At 60.9% G+C, this 20,911-nt stretch carries 20 protein-coding genes; 12 read left to right on the forward strand and 8 right to left on the reverse strand.

What is annotated here, in order from left to right; translation table 11 throughout:
• Positions 1–49: 49 nt before the first annotated feature.
• The 7 genes from C4K27_RS13425 to C4K27_RS13455 all read right to left on the reverse strand — a co-directional run bounded on the left by C4K27_RS13425 (position 50) and on the right by C4K27_RS13455 (position 7,607).
• Positions 50–526: a MarR family winged helix-turn-helix transcriptional regulator gene (locus C4K27_RS13425; RefSeq protein WP_007931992.1), complete on the reverse strand. Its 477-nt coding sequence runs from the start codon at positions 524–526 to the stop codon at positions 50–52.
• Positions 527–873: 347 nt separating this feature from the next.
• The gene (locus C4K27_RS13430; RefSeq protein WP_053260822.1) at positions 874–1,638 is read right to left on the reverse strand and encodes a class II aldolase/adducin family protein; all 765 of its coding nucleotides are present in this window, start codon (positions 1,636–1,638) and stop codon (positions 874–876) included.
• Positions 1,639–1,661: 23 nt separating this feature from the next.
• Positions 1,662–2,648: a ketopantoate reductase family protein gene (locus tag C4K27_RS13435; RefSeq protein WP_007931987.1), complete on the reverse strand. Its 987-nt coding sequence runs from the start codon at positions 2,646–2,648 to the stop codon at positions 1,662–1,664.
• Positions 2,649–2,729: 81 nt separating this feature from the next.
• The gene (locus C4K27_RS13440) at positions 2,730–3,524 is read right to left on the reverse strand and encodes an ABC transporter ATP-binding protein (RefSeq protein ID WP_172963059.1); all 795 of its coding nucleotides are present in this window, start codon (positions 3,522–3,524) and stop codon (positions 2,730–2,732) included.
• The gene (locus C4K27_RS13445) at positions 3,521–5,323 is read right to left on the reverse strand and encodes a branched-chain amino acid ABC transporter ATP-binding protein/permease (RefSeq protein ID WP_007931983.1); all 1,803 of its coding nucleotides are present in this window, start codon (positions 5,321–5,323) and stop codon (positions 3,521–3,523) included. Before C4K27_RS13445 ends, C4K27_RS13440 begins: the two co-directional genes overlap by 4 nt.
• A complete protein-coding gene (locus C4K27_RS13450) occupies positions 5,320–6,351 on the reverse strand; it encodes a branched-chain amino acid ABC transporter permease (RefSeq protein WP_007931981.1) in 1,032 nt (343 codons plus the stop codon). Before C4K27_RS13450 ends, C4K27_RS13445 begins: the two co-directional genes overlap by 4 nt.
• 107 nt (positions 6,352–6,458) lie before the next feature.
• Positions 6,459–7,607: an ABC transporter substrate-binding protein gene (locus C4K27_RS13455; protein ID WP_053260824.1), complete on the reverse strand. Its 1,149-nt coding sequence runs from the start codon at positions 7,605–7,607 to the stop codon at positions 6,459–6,461.
• A gap of 790 nt (positions 7,608–8,397) precedes the next feature.
• Between C4K27_RS13455 and C4K27_RS13460 the strand changes: the two genes are divergently transcribed.
• From C4K27_RS13460 to C4K27_RS13515, 12 genes are all read left to right on the forward strand, one after another.
• Positions 8,398–9,510, forward strand: coding sequence for an amidase (locus tag C4K27_RS13460; protein ID WP_037036061.1), 1,113 nt, complete (start codon positions 8,398–8,400; stop codon positions 9,508–9,510).
• A 27-nt stretch (positions 9,511–9,537) separates the two neighbouring features.
• Positions 9,538–10,710, forward strand: a complete 1,173-nt coding sequence (locus tag C4K27_RS13465; RefSeq protein WP_007931976.1) for an acyl-CoA dehydrogenase family protein — start codon at positions 9,538–9,540, stop codon at positions 10,708–10,710.
• 25 nt (positions 10,711–10,735) lie between these two features.
• Positions 10,736–11,095, forward strand: coding sequence for a hypothetical protein (locus C4K27_RS13470; protein ID WP_007931975.1), 360 nt, complete (start codon positions 10,736–10,738; stop codon positions 11,093–11,095).
• 16 nt (positions 11,096–11,111) lie between these two features.
• On the forward strand, positions 11,112–11,642 hold the full coding sequence (locus C4K27_RS13475; protein WP_007931973.1) for a nuclear transport factor 2 family protein: 531 nt from the start codon (positions 11,112–11,114) through the stop codon (positions 11,640–11,642).
• Positions 11,643–11,689: 47 nt separating this feature from the next.
• On the forward strand, positions 11,690–12,964 hold the full coding sequence (locus tag C4K27_RS13480) for an aromatic ring-hydroxylating oxygenase subunit alpha (protein ID WP_007931970.1): 1,275 nt from the start codon (positions 11,690–11,692) through the stop codon (positions 12,962–12,964).
• Positions 12,965–12,983: 19 nt separating this feature from the next.
• Entirely contained in the window at positions 12,984–13,460 is a 477-nt protein-coding gene (locus C4K27_RS13485) for an aromatic-ring-hydroxylating dioxygenase subunit beta (RefSeq protein WP_037036083.1), read from the forward strand.
• Positions 13,461–13,470: 10 nt separating this feature from the next.
• Positions 13,471–14,211 (forward strand): SDR family NAD(P)-dependent oxidoreductase, encoded by a 741-nt coding sequence (locus C4K27_RS13490; RefSeq protein ID WP_053260825.1) that lies wholly within the window; start codon positions 13,471–13,473, stop codon positions 14,209–14,211.
• Positions 14,212–14,291: 80 nt separating this feature from the next.
• On the forward strand, positions 14,292–15,251 hold the full coding sequence (locus C4K27_RS13495) for a PDR/VanB family oxidoreductase (protein ID WP_053260826.1): 960 nt from the start codon (positions 14,292–14,294) through the stop codon (positions 15,249–15,251).
• A 19-nt stretch (positions 15,252–15,270) separates the two neighbouring features.
• Positions 15,271–15,771: a flavin reductase gene (locus C4K27_RS13500; protein ID WP_007931961.1), complete on the forward strand. Its 501-nt coding sequence runs from the start codon at positions 15,271–15,273 to the stop codon at positions 15,769–15,771.
• Between the two features lie 228 nt (positions 15,772–15,999).
• The gene (locus C4K27_RS13505) at positions 16,000–17,277 is read left to right on the forward strand and encodes an OprD family porin (RefSeq protein WP_053260827.1); all 1,278 of its coding nucleotides are present in this window, start codon (positions 16,000–16,002) and stop codon (positions 17,275–17,277) included.
• A 141-nt stretch (positions 17,278–17,418) separates the two neighbouring features.
• Positions 17,419–18,600 carry an alpha-hydroxy acid oxidase gene (locus C4K27_RS13510; RefSeq protein WP_007931959.1) on the forward strand — a complete coding sequence of 394 codons (1,182 nt, stop codon included), beginning with the start codon at positions 17,419–17,421 and terminating at the stop codon, positions 18,598–18,600.
• 169 nt (positions 18,601–18,769) lie between these two features.
• Complete coding sequence (locus C4K27_RS13515) at positions 18,770–19,393, forward strand: NIPSNAP family protein (protein WP_007931954.1); 624 nt, start codon at positions 18,770–18,772, stop codon at positions 19,391–19,393.
• A gap of 84 nt (positions 19,394–19,477) precedes the next feature.
• On the opposite strand, the gene C4K27_RS13520 is transcribed toward C4K27_RS13515, so the two are convergent.
• Complete coding sequence (locus C4K27_RS13520; protein WP_053260828.1) at positions 19,478–20,521, reverse strand: alpha/beta fold hydrolase; 1,044 nt, start codon at positions 20,519–20,521, stop codon at positions 19,478–19,480.
• Positions 20,522–20,911: the final 390 nt, after the last annotated feature.

The raw sequence follows: 20,911 nt of genomic DNA on the forward strand, positions 1-20,911 counted from the left end.
CCATAAGCGGGTACTCAAGCTACGGGCCTGGCGTTTTGCTCGCTGCGGTTCAGTCTTCCGGCAGGTTATTGAATATTTTTTCCAGGGTTCCGTTCAGTTTGGTGATCTGGGCCTCGGTCAGGCCTTTGAAACTGGTGCGGAAGATATCGCTGGTGCAGTGCTGGACTTCTTCGATGGTATGGCGGCCGATATCGGTGAGGGAGACCTGAGTCACGCGCCCATCGCTGGCGCTAGTGTTGGTCTCCACCAGGCCATCGGCTTTCATGCGATAGACAATTTTGGTGATGGTCGAGAGCTTTGCGATGGCATGGATGGAGATTTCCGAAATGCTTGATTCGCCATTTTCCTTGAGGATGAACAGAATCCGCCAGCGCGGGATATCCATATCGATTTTTTTCAGCGCTTTCTCCATGGCCATGGAGTAGCGGCCATGCAGGCGAGCCAGCCAGTAGAAGGGAAAGTCTTCCTTCTTGAAGTCTTCACTGGCGGGGTTGTATCGGCTCAGGCGCTTTTTCGGGGTGGTCATAAAGGTTGGCGTAGTCTTTCTGGTGAGCTGGGTTGATAGCGGGCGCCATTGTCGCGCCGCACGCAGCAAAAAACCAGCAGACAGGTCACAGCGTGCCTTGGGCAAGGCCTTCAGGTCGGACGCTCGTGTGTGAGGTTTTGACGAAAGTGTCGGCCACCCTTGATCGGTTAAAACAGGGTGGGTAGGAGTGCGAAGGCCGGGGTACGGTTGAGCATGCAGAGCCGCGCCTGGGGCTGTTCGGCGCTGCTGCGAATCGCAGGTGCGAGCCCGCTGATTGGCTCGATCGATTCCGTCAGGCGGCTGGCCGCCTGACGGACCCTTGAACCAGCCACTGAGCGCTCTCGCGATTACCAGCGCGGGCCGAGTTCGGCGCACATTTTGCGAACCATGGCGTCGAAGAATTTCACCGCGAAACCGCTGTCCCGAATGAGCATGGCCGTGAGTTCGGCGCACTTGCGGCTGATCGCCTCCGGCAGCGGATTGTCTTCACCGCCCAAGGCGCCGGCCTGGCACTGGATTTCGGCGGCGCGCTGCACCGTCCACAACAGGAAGAACGCCTTGGCGATACTGCTTTCGCCGACGGCAATGCCGTGGTTGCGCAGCACCAGAATGTGCTTGTCGCCGAGGCTGTCGATCATTCGGGTTTTTTCGTCATCAAACAGCGTGATGCCTTCGAAGGTGTGGTAGCCGATCCGACCGTAGAGTTGCGCCCCATAAAAGTCGTTATGAGCAAAACCGGCCTTTTTCATGACAATCGCCGAAATCGGCGTGGTGTGCGTGTGGATCAGGCACTGAATATCTGCGCGCGCACCGTGCACTGCGCTGTGCAGGGCGAAGCCGGCAGGGTTGCCGTCATAGGGCGAGTCTTCGAGCTTCTTGCCGTGCAGGTCGACCTTGAGCAGGTTGGCCGGCGTCACTTCGGTGTAATTCAGGCCGAACGGGTTGACCAGATAGTGGTGCGCCGGGCCGGGCAGGCGTGCGGAAATATGGTTGAAGATGGTCTCGGTCCAGCCAAAGAAATCCACCAGGTGGTAGCAATGCGCAAGTTGCACGCGCAGTGCCCATTCTTCGTCGCTGCACGTCTGGGGTGTTGCCGATGGGGTCTGGTCCATGTCGATGTCCTGGTTGTAGTGAGTCAGTGACGGGCCTGTTCGCCGCGAAAGCGTGCCAGGGCAATGAGGTGGCGAGTGATGGGCATCGGGATCGCCATGCCATCGGCCAGCTCCAGCACCGCATCGCCGATGGCGGCCAGCTCCAGAGGGCGGCCTTTCTCATAGTCCTGCAGCATTGAGGTGCGCACGGCGCCCATGCCGGCGCCGAGTTCGAGAAAGGTCCTTGGATCGATGCTCACGCGCGCGCCATAAGCGGCGGCCGTCAGCAGGGCTTCGTGCAGACAACTGCTGACCAGGTCGCGGAGCTCCGGCAGGCTGTAAAGCTGCTCGAGGGTGGCGCCGGTAATCACCGAGAGCGGGTTGGAGGTGAGGTTGGCGATGATCTTGGTCCACAGGTTGTCGCGGATGCGGTCGGTGGCTCGCGCTTCTATTCCGACACTTTCAATCAGTGCGCGCACACGCTCCAGGCGCGGGCTGAGACGGTTGTCGGGTTCGCCGAAAATCATCAGGTGCGGGGTGCGCGATTCGGCCACGGCGCTGGCCGGGCAGTGTGCGGTGATGAACACTACGCAGCCGATCACGTGACGCAGATCCAAGGTCCGGCTGAGAATCGACTGCGGATCGACCGCGTTCACCTGTTGCCCCGCGTAGCGTCCACCCTCGCCGTGGAAGTACCACCACGGCACGCCGTTGACCACCGGGATCACCACCGTCTCGGCAGTCATCATCGGTTGCAACTGCGGCAGCAGGGTGGCCAGGGCTTGTGCCTTGGCGCAGAGAAAAATCAGGTCTTGCTCGCCGAGGCTGGCGGCGTCGTCGCTGGCGTCGACCCGTACATGGTGGTGGCCGTCCAGGTCGTTCAGGTGGATGCCGTCACGGCGGATGGCGCTCAGGGTTTCTCCTCTGGCCAGTACCTTGACCATGTGGCCGCTAGCAGCCAGACGTGCTGCCAGGGTGCAGCCGATAGCACCGGCACCGGCGATGCCGATGCGTAGGGGGATAGCGTTCATCGCGACTCCAGATGTTCAAAGGCCGGATAAGACCGTGCTCGACGCGCCCGGCGCCCTTCGGTCGCCGGGGCAGGGCAGCCGTCAGTTGGCGAGCATTTCCTGGTGCTTGCTGGCCAGGCCCAGATAGGCTTCGATCACGCGCGGATCGTCGGCCAGTTGCTGCGCCGGGCCCTGTATGGCGATCTGGCCGGTTTCCAGCACATAGGCGTAATCGGCCACCCGCAGGGCGGCGCGCGCGTTCTGCTCCACCAGCAGAATCGATACCCCTTGCTCGCGCAGGGCGGTAATGATCCGGAAAATCTCCCGGGTAATCAGCGGCGCCAGGCCCAGGCTCGGTTCGTCGAGCATCAGGAGCTTGGGCTTGGCCATCAGTGCCCGACCCACGGCGAGCATTTGTCGTTCACCGCCAGACAATGTCGCTGCCAGTTGTTCACGGCGCTCCCAGAGACGCGGGAACAGCTCATAGATTTCGGCCAGCGTCTCGCTGTAGCGCCGGTCGCCCCGGCGATGGCGCTGGAAGGCGCCGAGCAGCAAGTTGTCGGCCACGCTCATGCTGGTGAACAGCTCGCGTTTTTCCGGCACCAGTCCCAGGCCCCGTGAGACCATCACTTCCACTTCCGGCAAGGCTTCCAGGCTGCCATCGAAATGAACCTGCCCCCGGGAGCCAAGCACGCCCATGATTGCCGAAAGCAGGGTGGTCTTGCCGGCGCCATTGGGGCCAATCACCGTCACGATCTGGCCCTTGCCCACCGTCAGGCTGGCGTCGCTCAGCGCTTCGACTTTGCCATAGGCCACGCTCAGGTCCTTGATCTCCAGCACGGCGTCGTCGACCTGGTTGCGCGGTGTGAGGTGCGGTTCCACTTGCATGTTCATCATTCGGCTCCTCCCAGATAGGCTTCCAGTACCGCGGGATCCTTCTGTACGTCTTCAGGCAATCCCTGGGCGATCCGCTGGCCGAACTCCATGACCACCACGCGGTCGACCAGGCCCATGACGAAGTCCATGTCGTGCTCGACCAGCAGGATCGCCATGCCTTCGCTGCGCAGGCGGCTGAGCAGGACGCCCAGGGCTTCCTTTTCTTTCAGACGCAGGCCGGCCGCGGGTTCGTCGAGCAGCAGCAGGTACGGGGCGGCGCACAAGGCGCGGGCAACTTCCAGAATCCGTTGTTGGCCCAGGGCCAGGCTCCCGGCCTCTTCATACAGGTAGTCGCCGAGGCCCACGCGCTCCAGTTGATGCCTGGCTTCGCCGAGCAACCGGGCTTCCTCGCGACGATCCAGGTGCAGGGCCGCCGACAGCACGCCTTGCTTGCCACGCAAATGCGCGCCAATGGCGACGTTCTCCAGCACGCTCATGTTGCCCAGCAGTTTCACGTGCTGGAAGGTGCGGCTCATGCCCATGCGTGCCACTTGCCGGGCATTCAGGCCATTGATCTTCTGGCCCATGAACAGCACATCGCCGCTGCTCGGTGTGTCGACACCGGATAGTTGGTTGAACAGGGTGCTTTTGCCGGCGCCGTTGGGGCCGATCAGCGCGAGGATTTCGCCGGAGCGGATTTCCAGGCTCATGTCGTTGTTGGCCACCAGCCCGCCGAAGCGTTTGGTCACATGCCGCGCTTCAAGGACTCGTTCGCCATGTTCAGGCCGTCGCCGATGTGCCAGCGGCACAGCCGGGGCGTCGGTGCTGTGGACCTGGCGGCGTACCTTGGCGCGGGCCGGTATCAGGCGCGCCAGCAATGGCCAGAGACCGGCGGGCGCACGCTGCATGAGGACCACGATCAGAATGCCGAACACGATGATTTCGTAGTTGCCGGTATGCCCCAGCAGAGCCGGCAACCAGTCCTGCAACCACTGCTTGAGCAGGGTCAGGATGCCCGCGCCGAGCAGGGCGCCCCAGACGCTGCCGACACCGCCGATCAAGGCCATGAACAGGTAGTCGATGCCCATGTTCAAACCGAATGGCGTCGGATTGACGAAGCGTTGGGTGTGGGCATAGAGCCAGCCGGAAATCGCCGCGAACACCGCGGAAATGATGAAGATCACCATCTTCGAACGGAAGGTGTCGACGCCCATCGATTCGGCCATTGCCTGGCCACCCTTGAGGGCGCGGATGGCGCGGCCTTCGCGAGAGTCGAGGAGGTTCTGGGTGATGACGATCGCCAGCAACAGCAGGGCCCAGATCAGGTAGAAAATGTTCTCGCCCTTGTCCAGCTTCAGGCCGAACAACGAGATCGACGGCAGGCCACCGACGCCGGTATGGCCGCCCAGAGATTCCAGGGTGCCGAACAGGTAGTACAGCGAAAGCCCCCAGGCAATCGTCCCTAGCGGCAGGTAATGCCCGGACAGCTTGAGCGTCAGCGCGCCGAGAATCAGCGCGACCGAAGCGGTGAGCACCACGCCCACCAGCAGCGTCAGCCAGGGTGACGTTCCGGCCCAGGCCAGCCAGGCCGGCAATTGTTCGGCGGTGGTCAGGTAGGCCGAGGTGTAGGCACCGAGCCCGACGAACGCGGCCTGGCCGAAACTGGTCATGCCGCCGACGCCTGTGAGCAGCACCAGCCCCAGCACCACCATGGCGTACATGCCGATGTAGTTGAGCAGGGTGACGTAGTAGGGGGGCAACAGCAGCGGCGCAATGCCCACCGCCAGCAACAAGGCAAGTAACAGGTAGCGCGAATTCATTCTTCTTCCTCCACATGACGACGGGTGAATGAACGCCAAAGCAGGAACGGAATAATCAGCGTGAACACGATGATTTCTTTATAGGTGCTGGCCCAGAACATGGAGAAGGCTTCGATCAGGCCCACCGCCAGGGCGCCGAGTGCGGCGACCGGATAGCTGACCAGCCCGCCAATGATCGCCCCGACGAAACCTTTGAGGCTGATGACGAAACCGGAGTCGAAGTACAGTGTGGTGATCGGCGCGATCAGGATCCCCGAAAGCGTGCCGATCAGCGCGGCGAGCAGGAAGGTCGACTTGCCCGCGAGCGTCGGGGAAATCCCCATCAGCCGGGCACCCATGCGGTTGATCGCGGTGGCACGCAAGGCCTTGCCATAAAGCGTGCGCTCGAAGAACAGGTACAAACCGACGATCAGCCCCAGGGACACGGTCAGGACCCAGAGGGTCTGGCTATTGAAGGTCACCGGACCGAGTTCCAGCCCGGCTTCGGAGAAGGGCCTGGTGCGGGCGCCTTCGGGGCCGTACAGCAATAGCGCCATACCGGTCATGCTGACGTGCACGGCGATCGACACAATCAGCAGGACCAGCGAACTGGCCGAGGCGATCGGTTGGAACACCAGGCGGTAGATTTGCGGCCCCAATGGTACCACCAGCGCCAGCGTCAGCAGTGCCTGGACCGCCATCGGCAACTCGGCCAATGGCAAGGTGTTGATCAGCACCGCCAGCAGCCCCGCGTAGCCGAGCTTGAAGAGAATGCGTACGGCAAGCCGAAGGCTCGCACGTGCCGCCCCCCACAGGTCGAGCGCGCAATCGATCAGTGTCAGGCCGAGTAGCAGCCAGACCAGGGCCGTCGGGTGGCCGTTCTGCAACGTGGCCATGGTCAAGGCGCCGTAGGTCACGAATTCACCCAGGGGGATCAACAGGATCCGGGTCACGGTGAACACCAGAAGGATCGACAGGGCCAACAGCGCATAGATCGCGCCGTTGGTCATGCCGTCCTGGCCCAGCAGCATGGCTATCTGGAAATTCATAATGAGAGCTCTTGTCTACAGATTGAATATCAGGCCCGCGTGCAGGTGCGGATCGCCTCGTCGGCAATCGAGCGGGGCGTGCGGCGGGCCGTGCAACCAGGCTTCGATCAATGGTCTTGCAGCAGCATCCAGGTGCCGTTCTTGACCACGATCAATTCGCGGCCGCGTTCGTCAAAGCCGCTGTGGTCTTGCGGTGTCATGTTGTAAACACCCTGGGTGCCGGCCAGTTCGTGGCTTTGCTCGAGTGCATCGCGCAGGGCCGCGCGAAACTCGGGAGTTCCGGGTGCGCCTTTCTTGGCTGCAATCGGGATTGCCTGCTGTAGCAGCAAGCCGGCGTCGAAGGTGTTCCCGCCGAAGGTCGCCGGTTTGCTGCCATTGAGCTTTTCGTAGGCCGTGGTGTAGTCGCTGGCGATTTTCTTCGAGGGGTGGCTGTCCGGGATTTCATCGATTACGAGCATCAGGCTGGCAGCCAGAATGGTGCCTTCGACCTTTTTTCCGCCCAGCTTGAGGAAGTCCGGCAGTGCCGCGCCGTGGGTCTGGTAGATCTGCCCGCGATAGCCCTGATCGAACAGTGTGGTCTGCGGCATCACCGCCGAGCTGCCGGGCGCGGCGACCAGTACCGCGTCGGGACGGCTGGCGAGTATTTTCAGGCTCTGCCCGGTGACGGACGTGTCCTGGCGCTGGAAGCGCTCGTTGGCCACGACCTTGATGTTGTGCTGCGCCGCCAGGCCGCTCACAACCTTGGCCCAGTTCTCGCCATAAGGGTCACCGGTGCCGATGAAGCCGAGTGTCTTCACGCCCTTCTTGGCCATGTGTTCGAACAGCGCCTTGGCGATCAGGTCATCGTTCTGCGTGGTCTTGAATACCCATTTCTTCTGCTCGGTCATCGGCAGCACCACCGCGGCGGTGCCAACCGGGGCCAGCAGCGGCACGCCAGCTTCGGCGACGAACTGGATCACACCCATGGCATTGGGCGAGCCGCTCGGGCCGATGATGGCGTCGACATTTTCTTCGTCGATCAACTTCTTCAGCGCCTTCACCGTAGCGCTCGGGTCGCTCGCATCATCCAGAGAAATGTACTTCACCGCCTGATCGCCAGCCTGGGCCGGCAGCAGGGGGATAGTGTTTTTCTGGGGTAGCCCGACCAGTGCGATCGGCCCGGTGGAGGAGGTAATGACCCCGATTTTCACATCTGCCTGGGCGGCAGCGCAGACGGCACTCAACAACAACGTGGACACGGCTTTTCTGAAAAGCATGACTTTCTCCGAAGAGTTGCAACGCGGCAAAAGGCTAATGGTCAGCCGCCCCGACCACGACGTGGTGCGAGTACGGCCCAAGGTACGGCCCTGTTTTTTTGGGCGAACTGCTGCGACACCCCTGGGGCGTTACCGAGCCATTGAGGTGGCGCTCGACCATGAGCTATCGATCGAAGGCGATGAGGGCAAAAGCAGGTTGCATGCCAGAAATTTTTTGGTGCAGGGCGCAAACCCGTCATGGCGATACCCGGAGCGGGCAGTGTCGAGGCGATCCTGCCAAGGCCTTCCGGCGGTCTGTCACAGGGGCATCTGGAAGACGGATAAAACCGGCACCACACCATGCTGGGCAAGGCTTTGATCTGGATCAATAAAGGCCTTGATCGACCCCGAAAACCAAGAATTTGAACACTGAAAAATCAGTGTTTTTTTATGTTTTTTAGGTGGTTTTTTTCACGGTTTTATTTTTTTGTTTTTGGGTTTTCTGACGGAAGAGTCAACTCGATATTTTTCAAATGTTTTGTTGTTAATCGTTATTGATATGTAATTAACATATTGATTTATAAGGATAAATATTGTGTTTTCCGGTTTTTCCTATCTCTATGCCGGTGTTACCAAACTGCACGTCACTGGTGCGAAAAGTGAAAATCTGCACCGAAAATACACATCTTTTTATTTGGTAAAATTCAATTGACATTTCACGTAATTATTATGATTTTAGATTTAAGCGTTCACCCAGGCTTTCATGCCGAGGGCATCCGTTCTGGCGATACACAAAGAGCAGGTAAAGAGCATGTCGATCGTTGTCCAGGATTTAGCTTTAGGGGGAGATGGCCTTTCGGTCATGGTGAAGGACACCATCGATATCGCGGGCTATCCGACCCGTGCTTCAAGCAACGCACTGGTCGATGCTCCGGCGGCCGGCGAGCATGCCCAAGTGGTCCGGGCGCTCCTGGGTGCGGGCTGCCGGATCACCGGCAAAACCAGCCTGCATGAACTGGCTTTCGGGACTACCGGCCTCAACGCCTGGACGGGCACGGCAGCCAATCCGCGCTACCCGGGCTATATACCGGGTGGCTCCTCCAGCGGTTCGGCGGCGGCGGTGGCGGGCGGGCTTTGCGACTTCGCGCTGGGCACCGATACCGGGGGCTCGGTACGGATTCCCGCGGCGTGCTGCGGGGTTTTCGGCCTCAAGCCTACCTTTGGCCGGATCAGTCGCCAGGGTGTCATGCCGACGCACAGCACCCTCGATTGCGTAGGCCCCCTGGCGCGGGATATGGATCGCTTGATCGAAGCGATGGGCATCATCGATCCCACGTTCGCCCCCGTCCCGCTGCCCGAGCATCTTGCTATCGGCGTAGTCGCGGTGGAGGTCCACGAACAGATCCAGGCGGTGGTTAACCAGGCGCTGGGGCGTTCGCACTTCAAGCTGCTTGAGCAGACGCTGCCTGGTATGTCCGCAGCGTATGGCGCCGGGATGGCGATCATCAACGCCGAAACCTGGGCCGCGTGCGGTCATCTGCTGCAAACCGGCCGGGTCGGCAGCGATGTCGCCGACCGTTTGCGCGCAGCCAGCCTGACCACGGCCAAGTTCGTTGAAGAAGCCGAAATCACCCGTCGCGCGTTTACCGCAGAAGTGGACGCAGCCCTGGCGATCACCCCAATCCTGGCCATGCCGACCATGCCCGACTTCCCATTGCGGGTCGTCGATGCGGCCGACACTCGCGCCGCCCTGGGCATGACCTCACTGGTGCGCGCTTTCAATCTTTCCGGTCATCCGGCTCTGAGCATTCCTCTGGAAAGCGCTTCGGGGCTCCCGATAGGCCTGCAACTCATTGCCGCCCATGGCGCGGACGAACTGCTGTGTGCAGTCGCCCGCGAGCTGGTCCGGCGCCTGGAAGAGTAAATCGTCATGCTTACTATGGAGAAACCCATGACTGCGCCAAGCGAGCTGAATCACCAGCGCCGTGTGCCGATCACGGCGAATGAAGCCTTTCAGAATCTGTTGGTCGAGATTCGCACGCGTGCCCGGAATGAAGAATTCGACCAGCAAAAATGCATCTCGCAGGATGTCATCGAACAGTTCCGCACGCTCGGCGTCTATCGTGCCCTGGTGCCCAAGCGCTTCGGCGGTGACGAGCGCTCACCGGCCGAGTTTTGCCAGATGGTCGAGGACATCTCCATCGCCGATGGGTCCGCCGGCTGGGTCGCCAGCTTCGGCATGAGCCCGGTTTATCTGGCGGCGCTACCGCTGGAAACCCTGCAGAAAATCTACGCCGACTCGCCTGACGTGGTATTCGCCGGCGGGATCTTCCCACCGCAGCCCGCGCCATTTGTCGAAGGTGGCCTGGAGGTGAACGGGCGCTGGAAATTTTCCAGCGGCTGCATGGGGGCGTCGCTGATCGGGGTGGGCATCAGCCCGAAGAACGGCGAGATGCTCGGCCTTCCACGGCTGGCGGTGATGCCTCGGGAAAAGGTGCGGATCGAGCAAACCTGGAACGTCGTCGGCCTGGTCGGCACCGGCAGCCATGACGTCGTCGTCGAAGGCGTCGTGGTGCCTGAGGAGTGGACGTTCGTTCGCGGCGGTCCTTCGAGTCTTGACGAGCCGTTTTTCCGCTATCCGTCCCTGTCGTTCGCCACTCAGGTCTTGTCGGTGGTCGGCCTGGGCGTTGCGCGCGCTGCCCTCGACGAGTTGAGTGGCATGGCCAGTGGCCGAATCTCCGTGACCGGTGCGCCGTCATTGTCCGACCGGCCGCTGGCTCAGGTCGAAATGGCCAAGGCCGAAGCGGCGCTGCGCGCTGCGCGGTCGTGGTTCTACCAGGCGATCGACGATGCCTGGGCCAGCGTCCTGGCCGGCGATCCGGTGAGTGTCGAGCAGACCAATATGCTGCGCTTGTCCTCGACCCATGCCACTCGTGTCTCGGCCGATGTAGCGCGCACCGCGCAAATGCTTTCGGGTATGAGCGGGGTGTACCGTACCAGCCCCCTGTCGCGCTTCGTCAACGACACCCAGGTCATTACCCAGCACGCCTTCATGGGCGACATGACTTACCAGAACGCCGGCGCGATTTTCTTCGGCAATAAGCCGCTGCCGGGCTACCTGTAATTTTCCCTACTGATTGGTGAACCCCATGACCGATAAAAAATCCCTGCGAGTCCTGTTCTGCATCGGCATCAACCAGAACTTCTTCGATGCTCCGCGTCCCGAGGCGCTGGAGGTATGGGCCGCGTTCGGCGTCATGTGGAACGGCATCGCCGATCTGCCTGGCGTGACTGTGCTGGGCAACATGGACGATGACCAGAGCATGGTCGGCCCCTCCGCCGGTTGGCCCTGGACCACGTATCTGCTGGCCGATGTGCCGGACATCGAAACCGTCCACGCCGCCTGCAATCTGTTTCGCACCACGGAGGTCGGCGATGGCCCCTACAAACTTTGGAAGTACTGCAAGGTCGAGGCCCGTACCGGTCGCGAACTGATCATCCAGCGCTGAATCGAGAGCAGTCGCCATGTCATCACAAGAGCATTTGCGCGCACTGGAGCAGCGGCTCCAACAGCTGGAAAGCGAGAACGCCATTCGCGCCTGCATGAACCGCTACATGTTCCTGTGCGATGAACTGGGCGTGGGCTCCCCCCTCGAGGAGCTGGCCGCTCTGTTCACGGCGCAGGCGATCTGGGAAGGCAAGGGAGCCAGGTACCAGAACAGCTTCGGCGGTTACCGCGGGCGTGAGGCGATCAAAGCGATGTTTGCGACCTACATGGTCGAACCTGCGCACTTTTCGCTGAACGTGCATTTCCTGACCTCGGAGCTGATCCGGGTCAGCGGCGAGACCGCGGATGCCAGTTGGGTGATGTTGCAGGCCTCGACCTTTGCCTCGGGTGCCTCGCACCTCAACAGCGCTCGCCTCAGCGTGCGGTTCGCCCAGGAACAGGGGCAGTGGCGCATGGCGCACTTTCAGACCGAGAACCTGTTCAGTCGCCCGGTCGATACCTGGAATAGCGCCGCCCACCTGCCCGTACCTGGCCAATCCGGGGAGTGACACCCGGAATTCTTGAAGTCGGCGACGCCTGCCGACGAGGAGTGATCGTGAATAACCTGATAAACACCGTAACGCTGGACGCCAGCCCCTCCGACCTGGTTCTGCATGACCGTGTTCACACGTCGATGTACACCGATGGCAAGCTCTTCGAGCAGGAACTGGACAAGATTTTCTACAGCACCTGGATCTGGGTCGCGCATGCCAGCGAGATTCCCGATTCCGGCAGCTACAAGAGCACTTACGTCGGCAAGCAGCCGGTAATCGTCGTACGCGACCGCAAGAAAGACGTGCATGTGTTGCTCAATCGCTGCCGCCATCGTGGCGCAACGGTGTGCGAACACAAGAAGGGCAAGACCAACAGTTTCGTCTGCCCTTATCACGGCTGGAGCTACGCCCTGGATGGCAGCCTGCGTGGTGTGCCGCACCCGGAAAGTTACGGCGATTGCCTGGAAAAGGCCGACTTGCCTTTGGTCGGCCTGCGTGTCGAGCAATACAACGGCATGATCTTCGCCACCTTCAAGGATGATATCGAGCCCCTCGTCGACTTCCTCGGCCCGGCGAAGAAGTGGATTGACCTGTTCATGAAGCAGGGCGCCGGTTACCCGGTCAAGGTGGGAGGCGAGCATCGCTTCCGCTTCCCCGGCAACTGGAAAATCCAGCTGGAAAACACCACCGATGCCTATCACTTCCCGCTGGTGCACAAGTCGTTCCTGTCGTCCGTGGATGAACAGACGCTGGAGCTGTTCGATTTCGTCAAAGGGCCGGGCTACGTCGAAGACCTCGGCAACGGCCACAGCGTGATGGTGATGATCCCCGACCTGGTCGATCTGGAGGCCAATCTCGATTTGCCGATCCCGGCGCGCTTTGAGGATCTGGCCGCGCAACTGCGCGCCGAAGGCCAGGACGAGGAATCGGTCCGCCGTATCGTACGCGCGGTAGGCGGTTCGGGCTTCAACCTCAACCTGTTCCCGAACGTCGCTTGTTCCATGGCGTTCTTCCGGGTGCTGCAACCCATCGCAGTGGACGAAACCGAAATCCATCACGCGGTGATCACCATGGACGGTGGCCCGGCCGTGGCCAACCGTTATCGCCTGCGCCTGCATGAGCACTTCCAGGGCCCGATGGGGTTTGGCACGCCGGACGATTCCGAGGCATGGGAGCGCGTACAGCGCGGCGCCAGTGCCGGCACCGATCTGTGGATCATGCTCAATCGCGGCCTGCCGGGCGAAAAGGAGTCGGAAGACGGGCGGGTGAGCGATGTGAGTGCCGAGACCGGCATGCGCGCTGGCTACCAGCAGTGGAAAAAGATGATGTCGGCCTGAGTCGATGGAGAACACCATGATCAATCTGCAATTGCTCAACCAGGTCAGCGCTTTCATTTGGCAGGAAGCGGACATGCTCGATCACGGCGATTTTGTCGAATGGCTCGATCTGTGGACCGAGAACGCGACTTACATCATCCCGATCGATCCGCTGGAAACCGATTTCGAGAACACCCTGAACTACGCCTACGACGATCACCACATGCGTCAGTTGCGCGTGGCCCGATTGACCAGCGGCGAGTCGATTTCGACCACCCCGCGGGCGCGCACCGTGCGCAGTCAGTCGCGCTTTCGCCTGTTGTCGGATCGAGACGGGGTGGTCACCGTGCGTTGCGCACAGAACCTGCGCGAGTTCCGCAAGGATGTGCTCAAGCAGTACACCGCCGATGTCACATTCGAGCTGGTGCTCAGCGGTGACAGTTTCAAGATCCAGCGCAAGCTGATTCAACTGATCAACTCCACCGATACCCTCGCGGGTATCGGTTACATCCTCTGAGGACGCTGCCATGACACAGGTTGCATTGGTCACCGGAGCGGCCCAGGGGCTGGGCAGGAGCATTGCCGAGCAACTGCTGAACAGCGGCTACCGGGTCGTGATCAGCGACCGCTCGCTGGAGTCGGCGCAAGCCACCGCCGCTGAGCTGGACGCTACTGGCGAACGGGTGCTGGCACTCAAGCTCGACGTGTCGAGCAAGGTCGATTTCGAGGACGCTCTGGCGGCTGTCGTCGCGCATTGGGGGGCGTTGCAGGTGGTGGTGAACAACGCCGCGATGACCATGACCACGCCCGTGATGCAGATCAGCCCGGAAGAGTTCGATCGGGTGGTGAGCGTTAACCAGCGCGGCACGTTTGTCGGCTGCCAAGTGTTCGGCAGCTATCTGGCGACCCGGGGGTACGGGAGGATCATCAATATGGCCTCCCTGGCCGGGCAGAACGGCGGCACCGCGACCGGCGCGCATTACGCCGCCTCCAAGGGCGCAATCATCACCTTGACCAAGGTCTTTGCCAAAGAGCTGGCGGCCTCCGGTGTCACGGTCAACGCCATCGCCCCGGGCCCTGTCGAGTCGCCGGCGGTACGTGCCGCCGTGCCGCCCGAGCGCCTGGAAAAACTGATAGAGGCGATTCCGGTCAAGCAATTGGGCAACGCCGCATTCATCGGCAGGCTGATCGTGCAACTGGCCAGCGAAGACGCCTACTTCACCACCGGGGCGACCTGGGACGTGAACGGCGGGCTCTTCATGCGCTGAGGTCATTGGCGCCACGTTTTGCAACAGCAGCAGGGCGTGCCCAGGTGCGCGCCCGTACAACCAATTCGGGACAGTCCGGTATGAGCGATCAATTATTGAAAGTTATCGTGCACAAGCGCGAAGAGCAGGGCGAAGGTGTCGTCGTGCTGGATCTGAGCGATGCGTCGGGACAGCCCTTGCCCGCGTTCGAGGCGGGCGCGCATGTCGATATCCATCTCAAGGCTGGGCTGGTTCGTCAGTATTCGCTGTGTGGCGATCCGGCCAACGCCAGCGCCTATCGCTTGGGGGTACTCAAGGATCCCGCCTCGCGGGGCGGTTCGGTGGCGGTGCATGAGTGGTTGCAAGAAGGGCGCGAGATCGAGATCAGCCTGCCGCGCAATCACTTTCCGCTGGCCAGCGATGCCAGGCGCTCGATCCTGATCGGTGGCGGTATCGGCATTACCCCGATGGTCGCCATGGCCTACGCATTGAATGCCCGCGGCAGCGATTTCGAACTGCACTATTGCGGCCGCTCGCGCAGTCGCAGCGCCTTTCTCGACGAGTTGGGCAGCGCTGCGTTTGCTTCCCGGTTGCACACGCATTTCGACGACGAAGCCGTCGAACAGAAACTCGACCTGTCCAGGGTGCTGGGCACCCCCCAGGCCGGTGTACACCTGTATGTCTGCGGACCGTCCGGCTTCATGGACTGGATCATTGCCCAGGCCCTGGAAGCAGGTTACGCCGACGATCATGTGCACCGCGAATACTTCCAGGTCGAAGTCGACACCTCGGGCGCGGGCTTCGAAGTGGTTGCCCAGCGTAGTGGCAAGACCGTCCAGGTGGTCGAGGGCCAGAGCATTGTCGAGGCACTGGCTGCCGTGGGCATCAGGATTGAAGTGTCCTGTGAGCAGGGCGTTTGCGGCACCTGCTTGTGCGACGTTATCGAAGGCGAACCGGATCACCGCGACGTGTATCTCACGGATGACGAAAAATCCGCCAATGACCAGATTCTGGTGTGCTGTTCCCGAGCCAAATCCAAGAAGCTGGTGCTGGATATCTGATAGACCGGAGGGTAAGACCATGGTCGATACAACGGGATTTCGTAACTCAATGGCAATGCTCGGTGGTGCGGTTTCGATCATCACCACCGATGGCCCTGCGGGTCGTTTCGGCTTCACCGCTTCGGCGGTGTGCAGCGTGACCGACCAGCCGCCGACACTGTTGGTGTGCATGAATCGCTCGTCGTTTTCCAATGTGCATTTCAAGAGTAATGGGGTGCTGAGCGTTAACGTCCTGACGCCGGGGCACCAGGAGGTATCGGGGGCGTTTTCCAACCGCAACCTCGATGCCGAGCAGCGCTTTTCCTGCGCATCCTGGACCACCCTGGAAAGTGGGGCGCCACTGCTCGATGAGGCACTGGTGAGTTTTGACTGCCGCATCGCCCAGGCTCATGAAGTCGGATCGCACACAATTTTCTATTGCGAAGTCCTGGGTATCCGTAATGGCGAAAGCCAGGAAGGCCTGGTGTATTTCAATCGCGCCTACCACCGCTTGGGAGATGCATCCAAAGCAACTCCCTGACAGGGCTGGAACCCGGAAGTTTCGATAAGGACTTCCATGATCATTAAGTTTATTGAATAACAAGAAAGCAGTTGTCGCTGTTCTGGCGAATGACTGTGTTACGCCTTTTTTTGCAGTGAGTGGTTATAAAAACAATACTGCGGATTGACTGCCTAAGTTTAACTTTTGCTGAACTAATCTGCTTCCACTAGCCGTGCCTTTGTGCATGTAAAAAAGAAGGAACGCTTGATGTCTCAGAATCGCTGGGTAAGCCGTGGCGTCACTCCTGTGGCCGTGATGGGAATCTTCATGCCGGTCGTTGTATATGCCGACTTCGTAGATGACAGACAAGTCAGTCTGGGGATGCGCAACTTCTACATTGACCGTGATTTCAAACAGCATGACGCGCCGCAATCCCGGGTGGGCAGTTGGACCCAAGGTTTCGATTTTCGCGCGATCTCGGGTTACACCGAAGGCACGCTGCAGTTTGGCCTGGACCTTTCGGCGCAGTACGCCTATCGCTTGGACGGCGGCGGTGGACGGGGCCCGGACAGCATCATTCCGTACGATGCCAGCAAGGGCGAACAAGTCCGTGACTATGGCCGTGCGGCGCTGACCGGCAAGGTGCGTTACAACAAAACCGAACTCAAGATAGGTGAACTTCGTCCGACGTTGCCGGTGGCCTACATCGACGATTCGCGGCAATTGATCACCACGTATCACGGTGTACAGATCGAATCCAGGGAAGTGGAAAAGCTGACACTGACGGGCGGTCGCTTTACCGAAATCAGCTCCCGGGAGTCTTCCAATACCGAGAAGATGTACTTGTTCAATGGTCCCAACATCAAACGCCGCAGTGATGGGTTGAACTTTGCGGGTGCCACCTATGTATTTACCCCAAACTTGTCCGGGACTTATTTCTTCGGGCAACTGGAGGATATCTATAAACAACACTACCTGGGGCTGACCTATAACCATGATCTGGGTGCCGGTTACGGCTTGAAGACAGACCTTCGTTACTTCAATCACAGTGAAGACGGCAAAGCGCTGTACGGCGATATCGACAACCGCTCCTATGGCGTCATGACCACCCTGAAAAAAGGCGCCCACGCCTTCGGTGTCGGCTACCAGCGCATGCTCGGCGAGTCGACATTCCCGACGCTCAATGGCTATGCGCCGCAGCCTTACCTGGTGAACTGGTCGACAGTGGCGTTCGTCAAGCCGAACGAAAGCTCCTGGCAATTGCGTTATGACTACAACTTCGCGGGCGTCGGGTTGCCGGGGTTGAAATTGATGACGCGTTACATACGCGGCACCGGTATCGACCGGGGCAGCAATAGCCTCGAACAGAACGTCGAAAGTGAACGCAACATCGTGCTCGGCTATGTGGTGCAAAGCGGTCCCCTGAAGGACTTAGGTTTCGAGTGGCGCCGGATTGACGTAAAGACGCGCTATGGCAATGGCAGGGCGTCGGGGGTGGACTATCAGGAAAATCGCCTGATCACGACCTACACCTGGAAGTTCTGAAATCCCTGGAAGTCGTTCGCGGCTTCCAGGCCGGCCTGCGCATCCGGCACGGTTGAACCTCAACATTGTTTTTCCTTCGTCCGGAGCGCTCCTTCCGGACTTTTTTACCGCGGTTTTTATGCCGCGCTTTAAGGATTGCCTATGCGTCGTTTTTATACCGGCTGCGACTTGGATCGCGTTCACAGTATCGCCGAATTGGCCGAGATAGCCCGGCGGCGCTTGCCTTACTTCGTGTGGGAGTACCTCAGCGGCGGTGCGGAGGCCGAATTGACGCTCAAGGATAATCTCGCGGCGTTCAGCGCCTTTGGCCTGCATTCCAGGGCCATGGTGCCCTGCCATGCGCCCGACACTTGTCGCGCCGTGCTCGGCCGGGTGTTGCCCATGCCGATGCTGATTGGGCCGACGGGCTATAACGGCCTGCTGCACCGCGATGCCGACATTCACTTGGCCAGGGCGGCAACGGCACGGGGGCTGCCCTTCAGCCTGAGTACCGCGTCCAATACCTCGCTTGAAGAGCTTGTCGCGGCGGTGCCTGGTGTCGACCTGTGGTTCCAGATGTACGCCATGCGCGATCCGCGGGTGCAAAACGATTTGCTGCAGCGGGCCGCCGACGCAGGCTGCCGGACCCTGGTGTTGACCTGTGATGCGATGGTGCTGGGTAATCGCCAATGGGACCGGCGCAATTTTGCCAGGTCGCGCCAGCTGACATGGCGCAACAAGCTGGATGTGGTCCGCCACCCGCGCTGGCTCAAGCAGGTGATGTGGCCATCGGGGCTGCCCGGCATGGGCAACCTCGAACCCTACTTGCCACCGCGCGAGCGTAACCCCCTGGGATCGATGGCGTTTATCGGCCAGCAGATGGATACCTTGCTCGACTGGGACATGTTGGCGCGTTTGCGTGAGCAGTGGGGAGAGCGACTGTTGCTCAAGGGCGTATTGCATCCGGCAGATGTGGAGCGCGCCATCACCCTTGGGCTCGACGGCGTGGTGGTGTCCAACCACGGTGGTCGCCAGCTGGACGGTGCACTGAGTAGTCTCGACGCGCTGGCGGCCATCGCCCCGCAGGCACGGGGCAAACTCAGCCTGCTGCTCGACGGCGGCATTCGCCGTGGCAGCGACATCGTCAAAGCGCTCGCCTTGGGTGCGGATGCCGTGCTGCTGGGCCGATCCACCCTTTACGGGGTGGCGGCGGCCGGTGAAGCCGGAGCAGGACGGGCATTGGACCTGCTGACGGCTGAACTCGCACTGACCATGAACCTGATGGGCTGTACCCACCTCAATCACCTTGACGGTGACAGCGTGTTCCAGCGTCGACGCGCTTGAGCATCAAACTGCGTTGCAAGCTGGAACAGCTAACTGCGTTGCAGAACCGCCCGGATATTTGACCGCGCGCTCGAGTCGAGGGAGCTGTCGCCGGTGTTCAGCGACGCAATGTATTTTTCGTTGTGGGTGCGGATCATCCACGCATCTCTGGTCCTGAGCCGAGGTATTCATGAAGCTGTACGAGTTGATCACGTTCACCGTGCGCGTGCGCACTGTCGCCATCGCCATGGTGTGTCTGGAACAGCGCCTGCTGGCGCAAGGCGCCGGCGTGAAGTTGATGGGGTGCTGGGCATCGGAGGTCGGCCCGCTGAATCAGATCGCGATGTTGCGCGGCTTTGCCGACGAGGCGTCTCGCCAGGTCGAGCGCGAGCGTTATCTGGCGGCTGCCGACGCGTTTGGCATTGAGGCGTATCTGATGGAGATGCGCGTGGAAAACTATTCGTTGTTTCCCTTTCTCCAGCCGCTGCCTGCCGGGCGGCACGGGCCGTTCTACGAGTTTCGTATCTACGATCTGCTGCCATCCGGTCTGGCACCCACGCTGAGGGGCTGGAAAAAAGCGCTGGGCCCCAGAACCGCCGAGCAATATTCGCCGGTATATGCCGCCTTCTATGCCACCGACGGTCAGTTGCCTCGGTACTTGCACATCTGGCCGTACTACTCGCTCGAACAGCGCCTGGACGTGCGCACCCGTGCCGTACAGGATGGCGTCTGGCCGCCGGAAAACTCAGGTCCGCAACTGCGCGACATGCATTCGACGATCTACCTGCCGGCGAGCTTTTCGCCGTTGCTGTGAGACGGCCGCTAATCGGTGAGGCGCGGCTCACTCAACGCTAGTCATTCCCCACGCCATGTTTTGCCCAGGACAGTCAGGCCGACCTCACAGCTGATCCGCATCGATCACCGCCTGGGCGAACGCCCGCGGGTCTTCCTGCGGCAGGTTGTGGCCGATGCCGCCGCTGATCAGGCGGAACTGGTATTTGCCGGTGAAGCGCTTGGCGTAGTCCGCGGGGTTCGGGTGCGGCGCGCCGTTGGCATCGCCTTCGAGGGTGATGGTCGGCACGCTGATGGTTGGGGCGGTGGCCAGTTTCTGTTCCAGGGTGGCGTAGCGGCTTTCGCCTTGAACCAGCCCCAGGCGCCAGCGGTAGTTGAACACCGTGATGTCGACGTGGTCGGGGTTGTCCAGGGCCTTGGCGCTGCGCTCGAAGGTGGCGTCGTCGAATTTCCATTGCGGCGAGGCCAGTTGCCAGATCAGCTTGGCGAAGTCGTGGGTGTTTTTCTCATAGCCTGCGCGACCGCGATCAGTGGCGAAATAGAACTGGTACCACCACTGCAATTCCGCCTTGGGCGGCAGCGGGTTCTGGCCGGCCGCCTGGTTGCCGATCAGGTAGCCGCTGACTGACACCAGCGCCTTGACCCGCTCCGGCCACAGCGCCGAGACGATATCCGCCGAACGCGCGCCCCAGTCATAACCACCAAGCACTGCTTGCTTGATCTTCAGCGCATCCATGAAGTCGATGACGTCACTGGCCAGAGCGGCCGGTTGGCCATTGCGCAGGGTTTTCGCCGACAGGAAACGGGTATCGCCGTAGCCGCGGGCATAGGGCATCAGCACCCGATAACCCTTGGCCGCCAGCAAGGGCCCAACCTCATCAAAGCTGTGAATGTCGTACGGCCAGCCGTGCAGCAGAATCACCACCGGGCCATCGGCCGGGCCGGTTTCGGCGTATGCCACATCCAGCAGCCCGGCGTTGACATGCTTCAGCGGGCCGAACGGCGAAGGGGCGGCATAAGTGGTGCCGGTGCTGCTCGCATCGGTTTGCGCCGCTGCGGGCGTCTGCGCCTGGGCCGTGCCGAGGATGCCGAACAGGGTGAGGGCCAGGACCGACGCGCCGATTGTGTGGTTGCGCAGTGTCATCTTCATGCTGATCTCTCCATTGGATTGCAAACCGGGGGTGAGGATCTGGCTGATCCCCTTCAACCTGGGTTGCATTTGACGGCCGCGACGTATCTGGCCTGTGTCCGAATCCTGGGGCGGATGCAAGCGCGTGTACCGGGGAGGGCGGTAGATACAGTGGGATACACGACGTAGCCCGCGAGTCCCCGCGGATAGCCGTGGCAGGGTACGAAGCCGTTCGTGTGTCCGGACCGGCGACGGTTTTCGGCCGCGCCGTGGCCCGTCGGACGCTTTGCTCGAAGGCAATGTCTGCTTCGTGGGCAAATTTCCATTGCCAGACCCGGGCCATTGGAGGTAGTTTGTAAATCGATTTAGTAAAACGTTTTACTCAATCCGTGTAAATGTCTCAAAACAACA

The sequence above is a fragment of the Pseudomonas chlororaphis subsp. chlororaphis genome (genome assembly GCF_003945765.1).
GTDB classification, from domain to species: Bacteria; Pseudomonadota; Gammaproteobacteria; order Pseudomonadales; family Pseudomonadaceae; genus Aquipseudomonas; species Aquipseudomonas chlororaphis.

What these genes read in the sequence shown, in the direction of transcription:
- C4K27_RS13425 (WP_007931992.1), bottom strand. Translation starts at nt 526, where the DNA reads ATGACCACCCCGAAAAAGCGCCTGAGCCGATACAACCCCGCCAGTGAA.
- C4K27_RS13430 (WP_053260822.1), bottom strand. Translation starts at nt 1,638, where the DNA reads ATGGACCAGACCCCATCGGCAACACCCCAGACGTGCAGCGACGAAGAA.
- C4K27_RS13435 (WP_007931987.1), bottom strand. Translation starts at nt 2,648, where the DNA reads ATGAACGCTATCCCCCTACGCATCGGCATCGCCGGTGCCGGTGCTATC.
- C4K27_RS13440 (WP_172963059.1), bottom strand. Translation starts at nt 3,524, where the DNA reads ATGATGAACATGCAAGTGGAACCGCACCTCACACCGCGCAACCAGGTC.
- C4K27_RS13445 (WP_007931983.1), bottom strand. Translation starts at nt 5,323, where the DNA reads ATGAATTCGCGCTACCTGTTACTTGCCTTGTTGCTGGCGGTGGGCATT.
- C4K27_RS13450 (WP_007931981.1), bottom strand. Translation starts at nt 6,351, where the DNA reads ATGAATTTCCAGATAGCCATGCTGCTGGGCCAGGACGGCATGACCAAC.
- C4K27_RS13455 (WP_053260824.1), bottom strand. Translation starts at nt 7,607, where the DNA reads ATGCTTTTCAGAAAAGCCGTGTCCACGTTGTTGTTGAGTGCCGTCTGC.
- C4K27_RS13460 (WP_037036061.1), top strand. Translation starts at nt 8,398, where the DNA reads ATGTCGATCGTTGTCCAGGATTTAGCTTTAGGGGGAGATGGCCTTTCG.
- C4K27_RS13465 (WP_007931976.1), top strand. Translation starts at nt 9,538, where the DNA reads ATGACTGCGCCAAGCGAGCTGAATCACCAGCGCCGTGTGCCGATCACG.
- C4K27_RS13470 (WP_007931975.1), top strand. Translation starts at nt 10,736, where the DNA reads ATGACCGATAAAAAATCCCTGCGAGTCCTGTTCTGCATCGGCATCAAC.
- C4K27_RS13475 (WP_007931973.1), top strand. Translation starts at nt 11,112, where the DNA reads ATGTCATCACAAGAGCATTTGCGCGCACTGGAGCAGCGGCTCCAACAG.
- C4K27_RS13490 (WP_053260825.1), top strand. Translation starts at nt 13,471, where the DNA reads ATGACACAGGTTGCATTGGTCACCGGAGCGGCCCAGGGGCTGGGCAGG.
- C4K27_RS13495 (WP_053260826.1), top strand. Translation starts at nt 14,292, where the DNA reads ATGAGCGATCAATTATTGAAAGTTATCGTGCACAAGCGCGAAGAGCAG.
- C4K27_RS13500 (WP_007931961.1), top strand. Translation starts at nt 15,271, where the DNA reads ATGGTCGATACAACGGGATTTCGTAACTCAATGGCAATGCTCGGTGGT.
- C4K27_RS13505 (WP_053260827.1), top strand. Translation starts at nt 16,000, where the DNA reads ATGTCTCAGAATCGCTGGGTAAGCCGTGGCGTCACTCCTGTGGCCGTG.
- C4K27_RS13510 (WP_007931959.1), top strand. Translation starts at nt 17,419, where the DNA reads ATGCGTCGTTTTTATACCGGCTGCGACTTGGATCGCGTTCACAGTATC.
- C4K27_RS13515 (WP_007931954.1), top strand. Translation starts at nt 18,770, where the DNA reads ATGAAGCTGTACGAGTTGATCACGTTCACCGTGCGCGTGCGCACTGTC.
- C4K27_RS13520 (WP_053260828.1), bottom strand. Translation starts at nt 20,521, where the DNA reads ATGAAGATGACACTGCGCAACCACACAATCGGCGCGTCGGTCCTGGCC.